The sequence below is a fragment of the Runella rosea genome, assembly GCF_003325355.1.
GTDB classification, from domain to species: Bacteria; Bacteroidota; Bacteroidia; order Cytophagales; family Spirosomataceae; genus Runella; species Runella rosea.
This window is the reverse complement of record NZ_CP030850.1, coordinates 2,791,814-2,811,869: the sequence shown is the minus strand read 5'-3', so window position 1 is coordinate 2,811,869 and position 20,056 is coordinate 2,791,814. Positions and strand designations below refer to the sequence as shown.

Below are 20,056 nucleotides of genomic sequence, written 5' to 3'. Positions count from 1 at the left end.
GTAAATTCCGTCTACTGATGATTATTTCGTGTTTTTTAGTTCAATCAATTCACACTCACGGTCCGACTTCCTTTGCCAGAAGCATCAAAGCTTTTCAGCTTCACGTTACCATTTACTTTTATTGGATTTTTGTATTCTGCTGATTTTTGGGTGGGCTCGCTACCATCGGTAGTGTACCGAATTGTTAATCCTGGAAAAGCTACGTTAGCGTTCAGGGTGCCGTTTTCAACGATGGCTCCTGGTAACGGTACGCGATAATTGTACCCGCCGTTGAGATAACTCAGGCGCGGTAACTCTTTTTGCGCCAACGTATTTACAAACACATTCCATCCTGTTTGAATGACTTTTTCACGCGTGGTTTTATCAGCAATGTTCTCCCACGGGCGCTCGGCACTCCAGGCACTTTCAGCAAATCCCATCAGCTTGGGTAGGGTATAATATTCCATCATGTCGCGGCCTTTGACGGTTTCGCTCCAGAGCTGACATTCTACGCCAATGATGTTTTTGCGGGCTTCGGGTTTGAGGCGTTCCACTTTATCAAACACCATGGGTTTGCCCATTGCGGTGGTGTAGGTGGTTTTGAACATATCGTAGGGCGCAAAGGTGTAATTGTCGCGCGTGTCTACAAACCCCGCCCAATAGAGACCCGGCTCTTTGGGGTCGTTGTTGTAGGCCAAATCAAAATAAAAATTGGTCACGTTGCAGAGCACCACAGGATAGCCCGCATTGGCGATTCTATACCCCATATCGGGGTCATACACGTTGTTCCAAACGTAGGGAACGACATTTTTGCCCGCAAACTCAGGATTTACTTTCAACGCACCGTCTTTGTCCTTAATCATCGAAACTTCTTCCCACCCGTGTATCTGAAGGTTACGTTTTTGGAGTCTCGGCAACAATCGACGAATGAAATACGGATGCAGATTGTACTCATTGCCAATACTTGGGTCTTTTTTGAGAAGTTCCTGTGCCAAAGGAGATTTAGTCCAAGCGCCTGCGGCTACTTCATCACCACCGATGTGAAAAAGGTCGAGCGTTAGACCCGCTTCTTTGTACATGTTGATGATTTCATCGGTGACTTTTTCATAAAAATGATACGTAGATTCCCGCGTTACGTCTACTACGTTGTCTTTGTAGCCCTGCGCCGACAGGTATATTGATTTATCATCGGGGTCAATGAGGCGGTATTCGTTGGCTTCTTTTTCTTTACCTTCCTTCATCAACCGCTCGTAGCGCGCCTCCATGGCTTTGATGGCGGCGTGGGCGTGTCCGGGCAGGTTTACTTCAGGAATGATTTTGATGTGCCGTGCAGCGGCGTATTTAAGGATTTCAATAAAATCTGCTTTGGTATAAAAACCGCTGCCGTGTTTGCCTTTTTCGTATGCCACAGGTCCAGAACCGTAGCCGGGGTGCAGGGCGGCATTCTTGTACGAGGAAATGTGTTGACGTTGTGCACCTACTTGCGTTAATTCTGGCAAACCTTCAATCTCCAATCGCCAGCCTTCGTCTTCAGTAGTGTACAATAAAAAGTGGTTGAGCTTATAAAATGCCAATACATCAAGCAGCCGCAAAAGGGTCTCTTTGGTTTGGAAATTGCGGCTCACGTCGAGCTGCATACTACGAAAATGAAAGCGTGGAGCATCTTCGATTTGAACGTAATCTAAACCGACCGCAGCCGCTTTTTGGACAAACGCTTGGGCTGGAATCAGCGCCGCCAAACTTTGAGTGCCGTAGAAAGCCCCCGCTGCATCGCTACCGACGATAGAAATGCCTTTGTCGTTGATAGTCAGTTGATAGGCTTCTTTACTGATACCGTTGACGACTATTTTACCCGTTGTTAATGAAATCGCGCTAGCGGCTGGGGCGGCATTTTTTACCGTAAAGTCACCGCCAGTCAATTCCTTGAGACGTTGGGCGAGCAATTTGGCTTCGCTCTCCAGTCCGTTTTGGTAATGAATGGGCGTGGAGGCAGTCAAGGTAAATGTTCCTTTTCCGAGCGTTACTTTCACGGGCGTCGGAATCACCTTCAACAACTTGTCGGTGCTTACTGGGCTGACGCCCAAATTCTCCTTGTATTGCTGCTCGTGGGTCAAAATCGGGTCTTCGTCGTTGCTTCCGCGCAGCAATTGCTCTTTTTTGGTGAAGGGCAGCACAGTACAGGGGTCAAGTTGTACGATTTGTGTCTCTTTACCTGCTTTGTCATAAAATACAAAATACAGACCCAAAGGCGCGTCGGTTTCTTTCACGATGCCTTCCGTTCCCCGATAGCTCACCGTTAGCGAGTCGCCGGGGGCTAAACGAAAGCCTTTGTTGGGCGTCATTTTGTACCAATCACCATTGATGTGTTCGAGGGTGGCGGGTTGGGGAGTCGGATGCCCCGTGAGCGGGCGCGGAGCCATGTTGAAAAATAAGGCCCAATCACTATCGTTTAACGTGAGCGTTCCGTTGTTTTTTAGGTAAAATTTGGCTTCAAAGGTGTCTTTTGGACCCACAAAATTACTGACCAATTCCCACGAAATAGCCACCTTGCCAGCTTGGTCAAACTCACCGCTTTGGGTTGATTTACAGCTGATAATCGCAAGAATTGTTGTAAAGAGGAACGCACTATGTAAAATATTACGCATAATTTGCGGGGTTAAATAGCCCTAATAATACTGTGGCACGTATTAAAAATACCATTCAGGTTTGAAGTAATTTTTAATATTGACTTAATCCCTTCCTTTTGATGCTACCACAAAACAACCGACTCATTTCGCTAGACGCGCTAAGAGGGTTTACCATTGCGGCCATGCTCATGGTCAATTTCCCGGGCAGTGAGGAGCATGTCTTTTTTACCCTGCGGCATACCAAGTGGAGCGGCCTTTCTTTTACCGATTTAGTAGCGCCTTTTTTTCTGTTTGTGGTAGGTGTTTCGATTGTTTTTGCGTATTCCAAACGCAAGCAGGACGGCAGTCCGAAAGGAGAACTTTACAAAAAAATCGTCATTCGCTCACTGAAGATATTCATGGTTGGAATGTTTTTGAACCTGATGCCTACGTTTGATTTCAGCGATATTCGTTGGACGGGTACACTGCACCGCATTGCGTTTGTATTTTTGGGGTGTGCTATTTTGTTTTTGAATACAAATTGGAAACAACAGGCTTGGATTGGGAGCATCATACTGGTCGTTTATTGGCTGGCATTGACGTTGATTCCTACGCCGGGCGTGGGGCAAGTGATGCTAGAACCAGGCGTAAATCTGGTGGCGTGGTTTGACAGTAAATTTCTGCCCGGCAAAATGTGGCAGGGCACATGGGACCCCGAAAGTATCCTGAGTACGTTTCCGTCTATCGTGTCGGGCATTACGGGAATGCTGGCGGGGCGGTTGTTGCAAAGTAATTTTACGCCAAACGAAAAAGTCAATTACCTCATGACGGCGGGTGTGTTTTCGGCGGCGTTGGGGTATTTTTGGGGCTTGGGTTTTCCAGTCAATGAAAACCTTTGGACGAGTTCGTTTGTCCTCGTGACATCGGGTTTTGCGGCCTTGCTGCTGGGAGCTTTATATTTTATGGTCGATATTTTGGGAAAAACCAAAGGTACCCAGCCCGGAATTATCTTTGGCGCAAATGCCATTGCAGTATACGTACTGGGAGATGTGTTAGCTCTCGTTTTTTACGGGGCAAAATTCGGCGAGAATTCGCTCAATCAGCACGTTGTCAATGGTTTAATCAATGCGGGCGTTGCGCCCAATTTAGCCAGTTTGTTGTACGCGCTGTTTTTTGTTTCGGTCAATTTTATTCCAGCTTATTGGTTATACCGTAAGAAGATATTTATCAAGTTGTAACAACATCTTGACTGTCAAGCACTGATTTATTCGAATAATTTGTTGATGTATGAAAAACCATTTTTACATTTTTCGCGGGGCCGCCTGCCTGTTTATTATTTTTCTGTTTTTCGGCTCGCTCCTTTCCACCACCTCCTTTGCCCAAAAGGCACAAAAGGTGAAGTTTGGACTGTTTACGGATGTGCATGTGCCCACCATGCACGACGCGAAAGAGCGACTCATGGCTTTTATGGACAGCATGAAGACCGCCAAACCCGATTTTATCATTGAACTCGGTGATTTCGGAACGCCCGCGCCCAAGTATGCCTACGGATTTGAGATTTGGAAGTCGTACGCTGGTCCAAAATATCAGGTCATCGGCAACCACGAAATGGACGGAGGATTTTCTCTACAGCAGGCATTGGCCTATCGTGGTATGCCCTCTTCTTATTATTCATTCCAACAAAATGGTTTTTACTTTATCGTGTTGGATGGTAACGACAAAAAAACGCCCGACGTAAAAGGCTATCAGCAATACATAGGGGAGAAGCAATTGGCGTGGCTGAAAGATGAATTAGCGAAAGCCAAAACGCCTATTGTTATTTTCTCGCACCAAGGATTGGGGAAAGACGGAGTTGACAACTCGGCCGATATTCGGGCCATGCTAGAAGCGCACAATGCGAAGGCCAAAAAGAATAAAATTATTGCCAATTTCTACGGACACATTCACTACGACCGTGCCGACAACATCAATGGCATTTGGTATGTCTGTATCAATTCCATGTCGTACAAATGGCTGGGTGAAGAGTATGGCCACGTGCGGTACAGCGAGCAGATAGACAAAGACTTCAAATGGATCAAATATACGGCGCCTTACAAAGACCCGCTCTATACCGTGATTGAAATCTCCACAAAAGGAACGATTTCTATTTCTGGAAAAAAATCGGAATGGGTGGGCCCCGCTCCCGAAAAAGTGGGTTTCCCTGTACAGAATAACGAATATGAAGTCCCCGAAATCAGGGCACGAATTCTAAAATTTAAACCGTAGGGGCAGGCCCGCAACGGCGTATGACGCCCAAATATATTTTGGTATATGAACCGAAAAACCTAAAATAATAAATGTAAAATGTAACGTAGGGGCAGGCCTTGCGTCTGCCCAGTAACCGCGAAAGATTTCTAACCGCATCGAAAAAGGGCGGACGCAAACAGGGGCGGACGCAAAACAGGGGCGGACGCAAGGCCCGCCCCTACGTGTTTTGACTATTTGTTTTAATATCTATCTGATTATGAATAAAATACTATTTGTTTTTTTGTTGTTGTTCTGTCTTTCGGGTTTTGCCCAAACCATTGATATTTCTGAGGCACGAATCTATACTTCAATTTCTGATAAGCAGGTGTTGCGGCGAAGTGTTGAGATATTACAACAGGAAGTAAAAAAACGCAGCCGCTTGGATTGGCCCCTTTTGAATAAACTCCCGTCGGATGGGAAGCCATACGTGGGTATTGCGTTGGAAAGTGATTTGTCAGCGTTTCCGACCAAAGTACGTGACGAGATTCGCAAACTGCCCGCCATTGCCGCTGAAGGGTTTAAGTTATTGGTGATGCCAGACACCAAAGCGGTTTTTATTGTGGGCAAAGATGCACGCGGAATTTTGTACGGTGTGGGTCGGCTCTTGCGGAAAATGGAAATGAGCCATACACTGGTTACTGTTCCGACTACGCTGGCGTTGGCCACGAGTCCTAAGTACCCTGTTCGCGGGCATCAGTTGGGCTACCGCCCCAAAACCAACGCTTACGATGCTTTTACGGTGGAGCAGTTTGATCAATACATTCGAGAATTAGCGCTTTTTGGGGCCAACAGCATCGAAATATTGCCACCACGCACTGACGACGACGCCACGAGTCGGCATATGAAACTGCCCGCCATCAAGATGATTGCGGAACAAGCCCGGATTTGTAAAGAATACGGCTTGGACGTGTGGATGTGGTACCCCAACATGGGCTCCAATTACACCCATCCTGATTCAATCCAAAAAGAATTGAAAGAGCGGCACGAGATTTTCTCTACCGTTTCTCAACTCGACAACGTATTTGTACCAGGCGGTGACCCTGGCGACTTAGAGCCTGACGTGATGTTTGCATGGCTGGGGAAAATGGCCGTTGTGTTAAAAAAATACCATCCCAAAGCTAAAATATGGGTGTCGCCGCAGGTATTTCGACCCACCAAAAAATGGTTTGATGCGTTTTATTCGCATGTCAATCGCAACTATCCGTGGTTTGGGGGCGTGGTGTTTGGGCCTTGGGTTAAAATGCCCGTAGCGGAGATTCGCAAAGTAATCAATCCTGCGATTCCGATTCGCCATTATCCCGATATTACCCACAATTACAGCGCACAATACCCCGTTCCACACTGGGATTTGGCCTACGCCATGACGCTCGGGCGGGAGAGCATCAATCCGCGCCCGCACGATGAAAAAATGATTCATAATGCCTTGGACGAATACGGTGTGGGGAGCATTAGCTACTCGGAAGGCACCAACGACGACGTCAATAAATTTGTGTGGAGCGATCAGGACTGGAATCCAGACATGCCCGTCATTGAAACACTGCGTGACTACGCCCGCCTGTTTTTTGGGCCTGAATATCAAGAACCCGTGGCGCAGGGGTTGGTGGCGTTGGAAAACAATTTAAAAGGACCCCTGATGACCAATGAGTCGGTGTCTCGAACGCTGATGCAATGGCAGACAATGGAAAACAACGCCTCGCCCGAACTATTGCAAAATCCGCGCTTCCAGATGGGGCTGATTCGGGCGTATTACGATGCCTACACGCGCCGTCGCCTGATGTACGAGACTGAAGTAGAGCAGGAAGCCAAAGATATTCTGGAAAGGGTACGATCTGGCAGTTCACTGGCCACGATTCAGCGGGCAAAAACGGCGTTGGAAAAAGCCTGGAAATGGCCTATTCTGCCCGATTACCGCCGCAAGTGCTTTGCATTGGCGGATTCATTGTATAGAAGTATCGGGGCACAGTTGACGATTTCTAAACACGGGGCCATGTCGGGGCGGGGCAATTTTGTGGATAATATCGACATTCCTCTCAATGATGCGCCCTACCTTTTAGACCAATTATCAAAGATTGAAAAGTTGGGCAATGAGACCGAACGATTGCAGAAAATTGACCAATTGCTTCGCCGTACTGACCCTGGGCTTGGGGGCTTTTACGATCATTTTGGTTCTCCCGAAAGCTGGCACCGCGTGGTGTCGGAGGTATCTTGGGAAAAAGACCCCGGCAGTTTGCAATCTCCCCGCATTGGATTTGGGGTAGGTTTGGTGGGTGAAGAATGGGTGGATGAAATCAAAGCCACGGGTTTTAAAGGACAGATAACGCCGCGTGTGTGGATGAAGCAGGCAAAAACCCTTTATGACCAACCGCTGAAAATCGCGTACAATGAACTGGACCCGCAGTCGTCGTACCGAATGAAGATTTCGTACACGGGGCGTTTTCGCTCACGCATGAAACTCACCACCGACGACGGGTCTGTTATCCACGATTTTCTTCAAACTGGCGAGCAGCCGATTTTCGAATTTGACGTTCCCCAAAAAGCTACTGCCGACGGAAAAGTGACATTTATTTGGAATTGTGGCGAAGGAGAACGCGGCTCACAAGTCACGGAGATTTGGTTGATGAAAAAATAAAACGGCAAAAGTGCATTCTTAAAAAAACACTTTTACCTACTATTTCTGACGCATCTAAAAATGAAAAACGTTATTCTAAGCCTCCTGCTTGCGTTTGTGGCGCACCAATCGTTCGCCCAAACCACCGCCACTGGCACAGTCTACCACGACCTCAATAAAAACAGTCGAAAAGAGACTGGCGAACCGGGCATCGCCAACGTGTGCGTTTCCAACGGGAAGGAAGTGGTAAAAACCGATAAAAACGGTAAATGGGCGCTTCCCGTGGGCGATGATACGGGCTTTTTTGTGATTAAACCTGCCGAGTATGCTATTCCGCTCACGAGCGATAACTTGCCGAAACATTATTATTTGCATAAACCCAACGGCTCGCCCTCTACCAAGTCGGAGGGAGTAGCGCCGACGGGAGCGCTGCCCGTTTCCATTGATTTTCCGTTGTGGAAGCAGAAGCTAGAAACGCAATTTTCGGTGCTGTTGTTCAGCGACACGCAAACGAGAGGCTTGACGGAGGTCAATTACGTAACGCGCGACGTGGTCGAAGAATGTATCGGAACCAAGGCGCGTTTTGGCATTTCATTGGGCGATATTGTGGCTGATGACCCCAACCTTTTTGCGGAAATTAACGGCAGTATTGGGCAAATCGGGGTGCCTTGGTACAACATTTTCGGTAACCATGATTTTAACCGTGGGGCTTCTGATGACCAGTTCAGTGATGAAACATTCGAGCGTTATTATGGCCCAAGCACCTACGCTTTTGAGGAAGGCCAAGTGGCGTTGATCGGTCTCAAAAACGTTTATTTCGGCCCCGACGGGAAATACAAAGGCCATTTTACGGAAGCGCAGATTGCGTTTGTTAAAAATTACCTTGCCCACGTTCCCGACGACAAATTGGTCGTTTTGCTCATGCACATTCCAATTGTGATTTGTGATAATCGAAAGGAAATCTTTCAGCTCATCGAAAAGCGCCCGCATACGTTTTCGACGTCGGGACATACACACACCATGATTAATTTTTGGGTGGATGAAAAATACGGCTGGACCAACGCGGCTCCGCATCATCATTTTGTCAATGCCACGATTTCGGGAAGTTGGTGGTGCGGCCTGAAAGATGAAACGGGTATTCCGCACGCAACGATGAACGACGGAACGCCCAATGGCTATTCTATTTTGACGTTTGACGGCAACAAATATGCCATTCGCTTCAAAGCCGCTCGTCGGCCAGACGACTATCAAATGAATATTTATTGGTCCGATGAGCTGTCCAAGACAGAACTAGATACCACGCAGTTGCGGGTCAATGTTTTTGCGGGCTCGACACGCTCCAAGGTAGAGTTTCAATTGGCGGGTCAAACGAATTGGACGCCTTTGGCGCTCACTCCTCAGCGCGACCCCGGAAATATGCTTATGTTTCAACAAAGTGCCTATTTGGAAGCAACCGTCAACGACACCAAACTGGACAAAATCTTTGGCTGGAGCATGGATAAGCCCAGTGTCTCGACGCACATTTGGCAGGGGAAATTACCGACAGATTTACCACCCGGTACGCACCGACTGACTGTTCGCACGACTGATGCCTTCGGCAAAACCTATACTTCATATCGGATTTTTAGGGTACGATAAAAATAGAAAAGGGGGAATTCCGTGGAATCCCCCCTTTTCTATGAACCATCGCTAGCGACTTGGGCTATCATTAGGTTGTTTTTGCTCTTCACGAAGCTCACGATCAGCATCGCTTTCTCCGCTACGCTGTTGGTGGTGTTGGCTTTGGTCGCCCTGCTGTGTCTGCCCACCTTGTTGTCTTTGTTCCTGCTGTTTAGTGCCGGAGTCTTGACGTTGGGTTTGGCCTTGACCTTGTCCCTGTTGCGACTTGTCACCTTGTTGTTGAGGGTTGTTGCGTTGCTCAGAATCTCGGTTCTGATTTCCGCTTTTTTGGTTGTTTTCCATTTTAACGAAAAGATGTTTTGTTAAAAAAATGGTTATTTGATTTTAACAAAGAGAAAGATTCTTTTCCATGTGTAAGACATTCCGCTCTTCCATTTCGCCGCTCTTTCTCTTTGTTCATTTTCAGAGATTGTCTCTCTGGCTCTATTTATCAAAACAACCATACCATGCCCTTTGGGAGGGCGTTAGGCTTCTTTTCGAGGTGAAAGTTTCACACTCTGGACCCGATTTGACCAAAAATGGGGAAATAATTGTGTTATAAAAATTATTTTTTATATTTTTTTTAATAAATATGGCTGTTAACTGTCTATCCGTTAACCGTTCTCCATGTACCCGCTACCCGTTCTCCGTGTACTCGTTTTTGTTGTTACTCTAGGTTTCTTTTTTTGATTTCGTCGTGGATTGATTTTTGTTCAGACGTAATAACCCCGTTGCCAATAATAAAAAACAGAAGAAATGGGATCAATGGTTTGTAATAAAAAGTGCCTTTTCCGCCGGTAGCAGCGTCTTTGCCAACAGAATAGCCAAACAGCACGCACAGTACCAATAATGCGACAATGCCCGTGGCTACGATAAAAGTATGGGTGCTTTTCAGCAATTTTCTTCGCTTGAGTAACTCATTGTCGGTAAAAGCGGCTACTTTTTCGGGTTTCATTTTTCAGTAAGGGTCAAAAGTTGTGATCAGGTGATAACTGATTGTAAATCAAGTAATAATGCCTTGCATTATATCGAAAAAAACTGACTGCTCTCTGCTTGTGCTCCGCTTCGGGGCACATTCATTTAAAGATTTTGTTCCCTTCTTTTGATCTCTTTATCCAAGTTTTGGATACTGATGAATAAAGGTAATAATGTTCCAATCACCCCAAGGGTACCCAGTTGTCCCCAATTTTTAGTTTTGATGGCTACATACACAATAAAGATGATAGCTACGGTCATAAGACCTGCTACTGCCGCGGCTATTTTTTGGTATTTCGCTTTGGTCGCTTTGAGTTCTTCGAGACTCTTGTCTTCGAATAAGTTGTTCTTTTTCATTTGATTGAGGTTATTGATGATAAGGGTTTAACGTGTTTTTAATTTTCAAAAGGCAAAACAGGCATTCGAATCAGGTATTTTTTCTAAATAACGAAAGGATTGTTTTAGCAGCAGCCACTAAAGCCAAAGCCAATAATCCGCCTATCACACCAAAAGTAAATTCTTTTATGAGGGTTGGCCACTCGGGTAAAATGTGGTGTAAATAGTCGATGTTGTGCGCAAATATCCCCCCCGATACAAGTAGTAACGCTATGGTTCCTACCACCGAAAATACTTTGATAACAACGGGTAACGTTCTTACCAATAACAGACCGAGGGTGTTTAAAAAGCCTTTTTTCTTCGATTTTTCAATCAGCTTAAATCCAACATCATCCATGCGAACCACCAGCGCTACAATGCCATAAACACCCACAGTAGCTAATATGGAAACCACCGATAAGGTTAAAATTTGCATAATTAAGCTACTGTTTAAAACCGTACTTAAGGCAATAATAACGATTTCAACAGAGAGGATAAAGTCGGTGGTGACGGCTGATTTTATTTTTGTTTTTTCTAAAGCCGCATCCTCTTTCATTTCTCCAATGGCTGCTTGTTGGGCAGGTTGTTTTTTATGAAAGAAGTATTCTACTATTTTTTCTACACCTTCAAAGGCGAGGTAAAAACCACCCAGTATGAGTATGACGATAATGGCAGTCGGTAAAAATATATTCAGCAATAAAGCTATTGGGATGATAATTAACTTGTTAATAAAGGATCCTTTGGTAATGGCCCATAACACAGGGATTTCTCTGGATGACACAAAGCCGGTTGATTTTTCGGCATTCACGGCCAGGTCATCACCAAGTATTCCGGCTGTTTTTTTGGTAGCGAGCTTGGCCGCAACCGCCACGTCGTCCATCAAAGCAGCTATGTCGTCTAAAATTGCAAAAAAGCCTGATGCCATATTTTTGTTTAAAGTTGTTTGGATGCCAAAGTAAATCTTTTTTTGTTAACTACCCGGGCATGGTGATGCAAAAAAAGCACCTGCTTCTGGGGCAAAGCCTATAGGCTTTAATAGATCAGGAGTACGTTTCTCTAAAATTTGAGGTATGTGACCTTCCCAACAATAGCTCTTCTCTGAGAAGGGTTTTTAGGGTTGCAACTTGTTTAAGAGCAGGATTGTTTTTAGTTCGGGCTATTTATTTGGCGTTTGCAGTCTCCCTAGCTTGGAGTGAAGAAATCAGTTTTTGGAAGAATAATTAGCCGCTTTTGGGGTACTCACCGTGTTACAAACAGGCTGATTATTTTTTGTACGCAGTCTCCCTCCGGAAGACTACGTACAACTAGGGATTAACAGGGTATTTGGTGGCTTTTGGCGCACTCACCGTGTTGCAAACACTCTGATTATTTTTGGTTCGCAGTCTCCCTACGGAAGACTACGCACAACTTGGGGGACATTTCTTGTACATTTTGTTGGCAGCTGTTCATCTTCTCCTGTGCAACTTATCGTCCTTGACACATCCACTGTCAACTAATCCGTCAGGTTTAATTCCATTCCTTGTAATAGTCCAGGTTGTTAGTCCGAGATTTGGATAATAAACTGTCTCTTTGTTCAGGAACTCATTGTCGTTAGTCAATTTGAGTTTTTTCTTCTCAATTATCCAAGTTCCTTTTACTTCAACTTGACAACCTCCAAGTCCCGCTTTGTATGCGAATCGATTGTCCTTGTCAAGAATTATAATTGAATATTTTTCAAATCCATTCGAAGTTGACTCATAAACTCCAATAAGTCCGTCATGAGTTGATTGTCCTTTCGTCAAAAAAGTCATAAGTATCAATATTAAAGTTAGTCTTGTCATAAATGAATGGCTGTCAACGTTTTTTGGCTTGGCGTTCGGGCGGGATTTCGAAGCACAAAAGCTGATATTATTACTAATGTTAAATTGTAAAACTGCCGTTGAATTTTGCACTTCAGCCCGCCTGACGCAAAACCCTTGTTAGCGGTTCGTGCTTTTCTTTCGATTATGTTACACACTTTCATTTTTAGCTGTCCGATTAATAAATGTATTGTATTTGATGAAAGAAGTTTTCAATAAATCTCCATTGTCCGCCTGTGTCGCCAAAGATTAGAATTTCACCTTTTGGTCCATCGTAAATAAATCTCAGGGTAATTTCTTTATTGTGTTGTTTGTTGTCATGCTCTATTGTCGTTGCTAATGTAACTTCTGTGATTGCTGGAGAACAGTCAACAACCTTTACAATTTTATAATCAAGCAATTTTTTGCCTTCAAAAATTTTTCTTGTCTTACCTGCTTCTATTTTTTCGTTTACAGGTGTCTTTGAAAACTGATGAACTTGTTTGGAGATTGCTCCAAAATTTCCTTTTGTCCAATACTCTGCAAACCTTATTGCTTCTTGTTCGGGTGTAAAATCTTTATAGTCCGTTGATAGTCCTTTTTCAAGGATGTCAGAGCCAACATTTAGTTGTCGTGCTTTCCATGCTTCGACTTTCTTACCTACAAGGTCGTTACGCTTTTTGCTTTCGGCATAGTCAGTCAAACTGTTTTTGAGTTGTGATAAACTTTCAGTAAATGATAATTCAGGTTCGGGTAGCGGTGGAATTTTCTTTCCTTGTTTTACTGCATACGCCCAATCTTTGATTGCAAAAAGTGCAGCCCAACACTTAGCGGTTACAGTTTTATTTGCATATCCCAAATCTCTACCGTGAAGGATACCGTGTCTATACGGAAGTGTAATTTCTTCTTTAGTAGTTTTATGTCTACCGTCACTAAATACTTCTTTGAGTGCCGTCAATCCACTGCTGTGGGCTGCAATTGAGTCCCAGGCTGTTAAATTTGTCTTGTCGGCAAAGAACCCTTTGCCTTTGTCAATATCGTTAACTGCACCGTCAATCATCATCAATAAAACAGGAACAACTGCATGATAGCGTTCTGCTAAAGTGTCTTCGTATGCAAGCAAGAAGAAATTATATCTGTTTGAAAAAGCTTCAACGCCTTTAAGCTGATGAATAAGCCACTGTATTTTGTCAGAAGAATAGTAGTTGATTAGTTCCTGCTCTGCTACATCAATTAGTCCTTTGTCAGCCAACTCAATTGAAGTAAGCATTAAGTCAGAGTTCATTGATTCGTGTGCAATCCAACCTCTTTGTGCATAATGGTCGTTAAACTTGTCAGGGCTTTTTGATAGAAGTTCTAATTGTTTTTTCATGCCTGGAAGAGTGCTAAACGCTTCATTCAATTCTTTGTTTTTAAGTCCAAAGAATGATAAAAATTTTGCCAAATTATGAATTGCTTCTGCACCTTCAAGGTCTTTCTTGAATTTCTTGTAAGAAGGATTATTTTCTATTCTGTCGTTGTCCATTTCTTGCAGTCAGTTTAAGGTTTGCACTGTCGTCATAGCATGACTGCTAACGAGAAACGGCTTGGCGATGTGGCGGATTTTAGCACAAATGTTCAGTAGAATTACTGCCGTTGAACCTTGTACAAATGTTTTATAGAAGCACTTCAGCCGCCATATTGCCAAACCGATGTTGGCGGTAGTCTTTATTTCAATCCAACAATGTCCTTTCTTACTTGTCCTCGCCATTGTCGTCCATATTTTTTGTCAAAATAGTCAAAAATCACTTCGTTATACTTAATTATACATTCTGTCGGAGGTGAAACACAACCAAAATCAAAATACTCAAATTTATACTTTTTCTCAGTTTTTGACTGGTCAGAATAAAATACTGGGGCTATTCCACCGCATAAAAGTAATCTTGGTTTACCGTTTTTGATGTCAGATTCTGCAACTTTCTTATTGACTTCACAGTCAGCGTTAACAATAATTTTCAGTTCCGTTATTGATTCAGATTTCAGTTCAAAACTAAATTCCTCTGGTTTAAAGTTGTAATCAAGTACACGAAGTTTATAAGTACCGCTTGAAAGTCCACCAAATTGAAAATGTCCTAAACTGTCGGTAGTTACTATTTTAAGGTTTGGCAAAAGTTCGATTGTCGCTTCATTTGGTACTTGTAAACTTAACCCAAAAATTACTTTTAAATTACCACTAATTGTCAAGTTAGTATGTACAGCTTGTCCATAAGTTGAGGTGAAAAACAAAAATAATATCAAGGTTAATAGTCTGTGCATATTTTTTTAAGATTACCGCCAACATCTGTATATACGCTACTTAGTAGTTTTTTATCGCTTATAACCGTTTGCTGTCGTTCTATTGTTTTTCCTCCGCAAAATCAACCTTGAATGACCGAACTTTCTCGCTCTGAACTCAACGGATGAACGCTCTAAATGCCTTATTCTGGTAATTTTACGAAAGTAAAAAACGAAAAAGGCAAAAGCAATTGGTCTACCCAATTGCTTTTGCCTTGAATAAATAAAACTTACTTCTTGCCTTCTTTCCGCGCTTTGTATTCCTTAAATCGGTTTTCGTATTCCTTGATTTGCTCGGGCGTAAATCGGTTGAGGTAGGTTTCCGGCAAGGCCAGTCGCTCGGGAGCCAAGGTAGGCGATTTGTCGGTGAGCGTATTGCGGCCCTTGGCATTTTTGGTTAAGTCAAACACATCGTACAATTCACCCGTCACGGTGTATGATTTGTAAGAAAGCTTGTTGCCATCCACGGAAATGATCTGGTACAACTGCGTGTTGGAAGCGGCGCGGTCCATCCAATCCTGCAAACCGATCGTGTACATTTTAGGCCCGCTCACCGATACCACGTAAATGGGTCCGTCGGGGTATTTGCGGCTCTGTCCCAAAGGCATATTCAGCCCCCGTCCGTAGGTGTGGTCGTGGCCCTGCAAGACCAGATCGACGTTGTATTTTTTATAGATCGGCTCCATTTTCACGCGCCATTCGTCGTTGTTGCGTCCGTTGGCCGTTGAATAAATGGGGTGGTGATGCACCGCCACGGTCCATTTGTTAGGGTTATTGCTCAATACGCCCACCAGCCATTCGGCCTGTGCGTCCATTACGGTAGAATCCAATAAGGCTCCCTGCGAGTCCAGCGAAATGAAGCGAACGCCTTGGTAATCAAAATAATAAGCGGTCTCTTTCAGTTTATCGGGGCCGTTTTCGGGCAAGACAAACGACGGCCGCCAGTGCATCGACACGCGGGCTTTGCCGGTGGCATCTTTAAAATACTCGTGATTGCCGGGCGTGGCCAAGGTCGGCACCATACCCGTGATCCAGCCGCCTGCTTCAAACCACTCGCCCCATTGCCAATCGGCGTTGGAGTTATTGATTAAATCGCCCGCATGAAGCATAAACTGCACCGAAGGAAAGGCCGAATACGCCCCGCGAATGGCCCGTGACCACAGCGAACGCAGGTCGTTTTGGGCATCGCCAAAGTAGAAAAACGAAAATGGAGCGGGTTGGTCTTTAGCGGTTTTAAAATGAAACCATTCACTCCATTCGTCACCCGCACCTACGCGATAGCTGTATTTGGTATCGGGTTTGAGGTCTTTGAAGTGGACCGAATGGTATAAAATCTGCTTTCCTTCAATGAGTACTTTTTCGGTAACCGCTGGAACAATGGTGGCTTTTTTGACAAAATCAGGACTCGCATCGGCTTCATGAATGGCCCCAACGGCTCCCACCACCGATGAATCGGTGCGCCAATTGACGGATTGAGAAGTGGCGGGATTGCCTTGCCAGCCCAAAATAAGGCGGTCGGGAAAACGCGTAGGCGTGTAAGGCTTATGGGTTTGGGCATTGCCGACAAAAGCAATCAGTCCGCAGGCAAGCATAAAACAAAGAGAAAGACTTTTCATAGGGGTTGGTTATTAGAAACGTGAGGAGACGAAATCGTATGGGTTTAAAAGTCAAACTTACTCTATAGGCCGCTGATTTTATAATTTCGTTTATTATCAAATGCTTAATTCACAAATCGGGTATTTTTAATAAAGCTTCATCTAAGGGCTTCCATCACGGGGTTTCCGACGTTGCCGCTGGGTGGCAAAATGTGCAACAAAGCCGAAAGGGTGGGGGCAATATCGGCGATGGTGGTACGGCGGAGGGTTTCTCCCTGCTTCACGCCCCAACCATAGAGCACAAAAGGGACGTGCGTATCATAATTGTGCGGGGTGCCGTGGTCGGTACCGATGCCGTCGCCCGCAAACCAACCCGACTGCACCACAATCTGCACATCGCCGCTGCGTTTGACGTTGACGTTGTTTTTATAAAGTTCTAACTGGTACGAATTCAAATCAGCAGTATGAAGGCTTTTCAGGTTAATTACGTCGGCAATGCCGGGCATCGGCAACAGCGCTTCACGCACGACTTGATAAGCGGTTTCCTGCGAAATTTTCTTTTCTTTCAACAAAGATTTGTTAAAATACAGTTGGTAGTTTTCACTACCGACAATGTATTTTCCATCGCCAAAGGTATCATTCAACGCTTTCTTGAGGGTAGCGTACAATACATTCACGTCAATCAGACCTGCGGGCAATTTATGCTCTTGCCAAAACGCGGGCACATCCATGGCTCCGTGGTCGGCGCTGAGAAAAACGGTGTAGTTATCCTTGCCCACCCACGCGTCCAGCGTCGAGAGCAAATCGGCAAATTCTAAGTCAAGACGTAAGTAAATATCTTCCTGCTCTACGGAATTCGGCCCAAACGCGTGGCCGATGCGGTCGGGGGTGGAAAAGCTGATGGCCAAAAAGTCCGTGTCTTTACCTTTGCCGAGATTTTCGCCTTTTAGGGCCGCAATGGCCATGTCTTTGGTCATGGTATTGCCCCAAGGCGTAGAAGTCACGGCCCCAAAAGCACTGCCTGCCTGTCCGACCAACTCATAAGGAAAAACGGGTTTGGCCGCGCCCGCGAGTTTGGTTTCGTAGGGTTGGTCGTCGGGTGTACTTTCGATGTAGCTTTCAATGGGCAAAAGCGTTTTCCAACCGTTTTTGGTGTATTCGGCGGGGAGTTTTCGGGCATTAAAATCACTCGCCCATTTGGGCAACTCGTTGGCATAAAACGTACTCGTGACCCAGTTGCCCGTTTTGGAATCGTACCAATACGCGCCCGTGGCGGTATGGCCAGCGGGTAAAATAGAGCCTCGGTCTTTGATGGCTACGCCGATGGTTTTAGAACGGAAATTATTGGCAATCCGTAGTTGGTCGGTTACGGTGCTGGTGAGCAGGTTGCGCGGCGACATCTTGCCCGCCGAAGTATTGGTACTGCCCACGATTTTAACGGTCGTATCTTCGACGCAATACACGCTTTTGTCGGTATAGGTATCGTACCAGTCATTGCCTACAATGCCGTTGATGGCCGGAATAGAGCCCGTATAAATGGCCGCGTGGCCCGCTGCTGTCACCGTCAGGGCGTAATGATAATGATTGTTACGGCAGTTGAACCCGCCGTTGAGTAGCCGTTTAAATCCACCTTCGCTGTATTTGTCGTAAAAACGATACAAATAATCATAGCGCATCTGGTCGACCACAATCCCCACTACCAGTTTGGGCCGGGCCAACGGTGGAGTTGGTGGCGATTTTTTTTGCGTCTGCGCCATAAGAGCGACATTTGCCAGAAAAATCGCAGTAATTAAATACCTTTTTTTCACAATGAATGGTGGGTTATTGATGCGTAATTTGGTCCATGAGGGCGTTGGCGCGGGCGCCCGTTTCGCCTGTGCTTGGGCATTGGCCTTCACCACGCAATTGCTGCACAATCGTTTCGATCAAAGGTTGTTGTACGTGTTCAGGATAAGGAATCAAGTACTCGTCGGTGCCATCGGCGGTTTCTACTTTAATGGTAAACCGTTCGAAAAAAGAAAAGGTGATTTTTCCTTTAGAACCAATGAGTTGAGACTCGTCGATGCGTTGCTCTGGGTTGAGCGTATAGCACCAGCTTCCTGTGCCCAACACACCCGATTCAAACTCAAAATTGGCGACGGTGATGTCGTCGGCTTCGTACAATCCCGCCTGATTGCGAGAAATTCCCTGCGCCAATTTTACGGGGCCGAGCACGTATTCCAGAAAATCAAACTGGTGAGATGCTAAGTCATGAAAGTGACCGCCGCCCGAAATAGCGGGGTCTACGCGCCAGCGTGGGCGCGCGTCTTCGCCTATTTCTTCGGCGTAGGGATTATAATGGATTTGCACCGTTACCAACCGAATGTCACCGATAACTTTTTGGTCGATTAGTTCTTTAAGTTTTACAAAATAAGGCAACGTACGACGGTAATATGCCACAAAAAGCGGCACGCCCGTTTCGCGACTGACCTGATTCATGGCCTCGCATTCAGCGGCGTTGCGTGCCATGGGTTTTTCCACGTACACAGCTTTGCCCGCCTTCATGGCTCGGGTGGCGTAGTCAAGGTGCACGTCGGGCGGCGTGGCGATGTAGATGGCATTGACCTCGGGGTCGTTGATTAACTCATCAACGTTGGTGTACCACTTAGATACGCCGTGGCGTTGGGCGTAGTCGGCGGCTTTTTCGGCGCTACGGCCCATGACGGCCACCAATGACGAATTGGGGACTTTGCTAAATGCTGGGCCACTCTTTTTTTCGGTTACGTTACCGCAGCCAATCATCCCCCATTTGATTTGTTCCATTTTTTTATGCTCCATTTTGTTTAAACTTCTAAGATTCCTAGCCGACTACATAAAGGTCAAAAAAAGGGAAGATTACCAGTTCGGACAATTGTTTTTATGCATTTGTAAATTCTTAAACCGTCAGAGAGGTGGTAGTATCAGCGTTTGGGCTATCTCCAGCAGCCTGTTTGATGATGCTCAAATCATGTTGTAATCGTTGACTGAAAAGCGCCACGTCAAAACTGTGTACCACAATGTTGGCTCCTTCTTTCATCCATTGGATTTGGCGCGCTGGCTCCAGCGAAAAGTGAATGCCAATGGAAAGCCCTTTGGCGCGGGTTTGGTGAATAATGCTACGGACGGCCGCTTCAAAGTCGGGATGGTCATACTCCTCAGGCAGGCCCAAACTCACCGACAAATCGTGCGGACCGATAAACACCGCATCCAATCCAGGCACCGACAATAGTTCGTCTAGACGCTCCAACGCGGGCACGCTCTCGATGTTGGCGATGCAAAGATTGGCGGCGTTGTGGTTGGAGATGTATTGTTTTAATTCAGGCGTCATTTCTTCGACACCCGTCAGGTAATTCTGTAATTTTTCTCCCTTGAGTGGTCGAAATTTAACGGCTCCCACCAACTCCTGAATTTGGGCGGTTGATTCTAAATAAGGCGCTACGACGCCCAACGCGCCGCCGTCAATCACCTGACAGGCTAAAAAAGGGTTGGGCTCAGGAATCCGCACGATGGGCGTAATGCCCAATGCCCTGAAAATCTGACACATTTTGGCCAATTCGGCGCGGTCGAGCGGGATGTGCTCGGTATCAATAAACACAAAATCAACGCCCGTGCGCTGGATGGCGGCGGGCCACATGGGTGCGGTAGACGTAATGCACGTTCCGTACACATTTTGACCATTTTTTAATTTTTGGAGTAGCGTGGGAGTAATTGAGGTGCTCATGGGTCTTCCTGAGTTGGATAGAAACAGTACTTGCCTTTGGGCGAATGAGGCTATTTCTTGTATGCAGTATTTTAAGTTATAAATAGTCTTAATCGAATAAAAAA

The 20,056-nt window shown here is 45.6% G+C and carries 16 protein-coding genes; 4 read left to right on the top strand and 12 right to left on the bottom strand.

Annotated elements, in window-relative coordinates; translation table 11 throughout:
- Positions 1-44: 44 nt before the first annotated feature.
- The gene (locus tag DR864_RS11850) at positions 45-2,624 is read right to left on the bottom strand and encodes a family 20 glycosylhydrolase (RefSeq protein WP_114067175.1); all 2,580 of its coding nucleotides are present in this window, start codon (positions 2,622-2,624) and stop codon (positions 45-47) included.
- Between the two features lie 101 nt (positions 2,625-2,725).
- Here DR864_RS11850 and DR864_RS11845 point away from each other — a divergent pair, with 101 nt between their 5' ends.
- The 4 genes from DR864_RS11845 to DR864_RS11830 all read left to right on the top strand — a co-directional run bounded on the left by DR864_RS11845 (position 2,726) and on the right by DR864_RS11830 (position 9,117).
- Positions 2,726-3,823 carry an acyltransferase family protein gene (locus tag DR864_RS11845; protein WP_114067174.1) on the top strand — a complete coding sequence of 366 codons (1,098 nt, stop codon included), beginning with the start codon at positions 2,726-2,728 and terminating at the stop codon, positions 3,821-3,823.
- A 49-nt stretch (positions 3,824-3,872) separates the two neighbouring features.
- Complete coding sequence (locus DR864_RS11840; RefSeq protein WP_114067173.1) at positions 3,873-4,850, top strand: metallophosphoesterase family protein; 978 nt, start codon at positions 3,873-3,875, stop codon at positions 4,848-4,850.
- A gap of 238 nt (positions 4,851-5,088) precedes the next feature.
- Complete coding sequence (locus DR864_RS11835; RefSeq protein ID WP_114067172.1) at positions 5,089-7,500, top strand: hypothetical protein; 2,412 nt, start codon at positions 5,089-5,091, stop codon at positions 7,498-7,500.
- Positions 7,501-7,560: 60 nt separating this feature from the next.
- Positions 7,561-9,117: a calcineurin-like phosphoesterase C-terminal domain-containing protein gene (locus tag DR864_RS11830; protein ID WP_114067171.1), complete on the top strand. Its 1,557-nt coding sequence runs from the start codon at positions 7,561-7,563 to the stop codon at positions 9,115-9,117.
- Between the two features lie 51 nt (positions 9,118-9,168).
- Here the strand turns inward: DR864_RS11830 and DR864_RS11825 are convergent, their stop codons facing one another.
- From DR864_RS11825 to DR864_RS11775, 11 genes are all read right to left on the bottom strand, one after another.
- The gene (locus DR864_RS11825) at positions 9,169-9,441 is read right to left on the bottom strand and encodes a hypothetical protein (protein ID WP_114067170.1); all 273 of its coding nucleotides are present in this window, start codon (positions 9,439-9,441) and stop codon (positions 9,169-9,171) included.
- Between the two features lie 364 nt (positions 9,442-9,805).
- Positions 9,806-10,093, bottom strand: a complete 288-nt coding sequence (locus tag DR864_RS11820) for a hypothetical protein (protein ID WP_114067169.1) — start codon at positions 10,091-10,093, stop codon at positions 9,806-9,808.
- A gap of 125 nt (positions 10,094-10,218) precedes the next feature.
- Positions 10,219-10,470 carry a hypothetical protein gene (locus tag DR864_RS11815; protein WP_114067168.1) on the bottom strand — a complete coding sequence of 84 codons (252 nt, stop codon included), beginning with the start codon at positions 10,468-10,470 and terminating at the stop codon, positions 10,219-10,221.
- Between the two features lie 70 nt (positions 10,471-10,540).
- The gene (locus DR864_RS11810) at positions 10,541-11,413 is read right to left on the bottom strand and encodes a DUF808 family protein (protein WP_114067167.1); all 873 of its coding nucleotides are present in this window, start codon (positions 11,411-11,413) and stop codon (positions 10,541-10,543) included.
- Positions 11,414-11,933: 520 nt separating this feature from the next.
- Entirely contained in the window at positions 11,934-12,278 is a 345-nt protein-coding gene (locus tag DR864_RS11805) for a hypothetical protein (RefSeq protein ID WP_114067166.1), read from the bottom strand.
- Positions 12,279-12,504: 226 nt separating this feature from the next.
- The gene (locus tag DR864_RS11800; RefSeq protein WP_114067165.1) at positions 12,505-13,830 is read right to left on the bottom strand and encodes a zinc chelation protein SecC; all 1,326 of its coding nucleotides are present in this window, start codon (positions 13,828-13,830) and stop codon (positions 12,505-12,507) included.
- A 182-nt stretch (positions 13,831-14,012) separates the two neighbouring features.
- The gene (locus tag DR864_RS11795) at positions 14,013-14,600 is read right to left on the bottom strand and encodes an FEKKY domain-containing protein (RefSeq protein WP_162793748.1); all 588 of its coding nucleotides are present in this window, start codon (positions 14,598-14,600) and stop codon (positions 14,013-14,015) included.
- A 248-nt stretch (positions 14,601-14,848) separates the two neighbouring features.
- Entirely contained in the window at positions 14,849-16,234 is a 1,386-nt protein-coding gene (locus tag DR864_RS11790) for a purple acid phosphatase family protein (protein WP_114067163.1), read from the bottom strand.
- 137 nt (positions 16,235-16,371) lie between these two features.
- A complete protein-coding gene (gene pafA, locus DR864_RS11785; RefSeq protein ID WP_114067162.1) occupies positions 16,372-18,021 on the bottom strand; it encodes an alkaline phosphatase PafA in 1,650 nt (549 codons plus the stop codon).
- A 13-nt stretch (positions 18,022-18,034) separates the two neighbouring features.
- Positions 18,035-19,015 carry a Gfo/Idh/MocA family protein gene (locus DR864_RS11780; RefSeq protein WP_114070249.1) on the bottom strand — a complete coding sequence of 327 codons (981 nt, stop codon included), beginning with the start codon at positions 19,013-19,015 and terminating at the stop codon, positions 18,035-18,037.
- 112 nt (positions 19,016-19,127) lie between these two features.
- The gene (locus DR864_RS11775; protein WP_114067161.1) at positions 19,128-19,952 is read right to left on the bottom strand and encodes an HpcH/HpaI aldolase family protein; all 825 of its coding nucleotides are present in this window, start codon (positions 19,950-19,952) and stop codon (positions 19,128-19,130) included.
- Positions 19,953-20,056: the final 104 nt, after the last annotated feature.

What these genes read in the sequence shown, in the direction of transcription:
- DR864_RS11805 (WP_114067166.1), bottom strand. Translation starts at nt 12,278, where the DNA reads ATGACTTTTTTGACGAAAGGACAATCAACTCATGACGGACTTATTGGA.
- DR864_RS11830 (WP_114067171.1), top strand. Translation starts at nt 7,561, where the DNA reads ATGAAAAACGTTATTCTAAGCCTCCTGCTTGCGTTTGTGGCGCACCAA.
- DR864_RS11845 (WP_114067174.1), top strand. Translation starts at nt 2,726, where the DNA reads ATGCTACCACAAAACAACCGACTCATTTCGCTAGACGCGCTAAGAGGG.
- DR864_RS11840 (WP_114067173.1), top strand. Translation starts at nt 3,873, where the DNA reads ATGAAAAACCATTTTTACATTTTTCGCGGGGCCGCCTGCCTGTTTATT.
- DR864_RS11780 (WP_114070249.1), bottom strand. Translation starts at nt 19,015, where the DNA reads ATGGAACAAATCAAATGGGGGATGATTGGCTGCGGTAACGTAACCGAA.
- DR864_RS11850 (WP_114067175.1), bottom strand. Translation starts at nt 2,624, where the DNA reads ATGCGTAATATTTTACATAGTGCGTTCCTCTTTACAACAATTCTTGCG.
- DR864_RS11800 (WP_114067165.1), bottom strand. Translation starts at nt 13,830, where the DNA reads ATGGACAACGACAGAATAGAAAATAATCCTTCTTACAAGAAATTCAAG.
- DR864_RS11795 (WP_162793748.1), bottom strand. Translation starts at nt 14,600, where the DNA reads ATGCACAGACTATTAACCTTGATATTATTTTTGTTTTTCACCTCAACT.
- DR864_RS11815 (WP_114067168.1), bottom strand. Translation starts at nt 10,470, where the DNA reads ATGAAAAAGAACAACTTATTCGAAGACAAGAGTCTCGAAGAACTCAAA.
- DR864_RS11790 (WP_114067163.1), bottom strand. Translation starts at nt 16,234, where the DNA reads ATGAAAAGTCTTTCTCTTTGTTTTATGCTTGCCTGCGGACTGATTGCT.
- DR864_RS11820 (WP_114067169.1), bottom strand. Translation starts at nt 10,093, where the DNA reads ATGAAACCCGAAAAAGTAGCCGCTTTTACCGACAATGAGTTACTCAAG.
- DR864_RS11775 (WP_114067161.1), bottom strand. Translation starts at nt 19,952, where the DNA reads ATGAGCACCTCAATTACTCCCACGCTACTCCAAAAATTAAAAAATGGT.
- DR864_RS11810 (WP_114067167.1), bottom strand. Translation starts at nt 11,413, where the DNA reads ATGGCATCAGGCTTTTTTGCAATTTTAGACGACATAGCTGCTTTGATG.
- DR864_RS11825 (WP_114067170.1), bottom strand. Translation starts at nt 9,441, where the DNA reads ATGGAAAACAACCAAAAAAGCGGAAATCAGAACCGAGATTCTGAGCAA.
- DR864_RS11835 (WP_114067172.1), top strand. Translation starts at nt 5,089, where the DNA reads ATGAATAAAATACTATTTGTTTTTTTGTTGTTGTTCTGTCTTTCGGGT.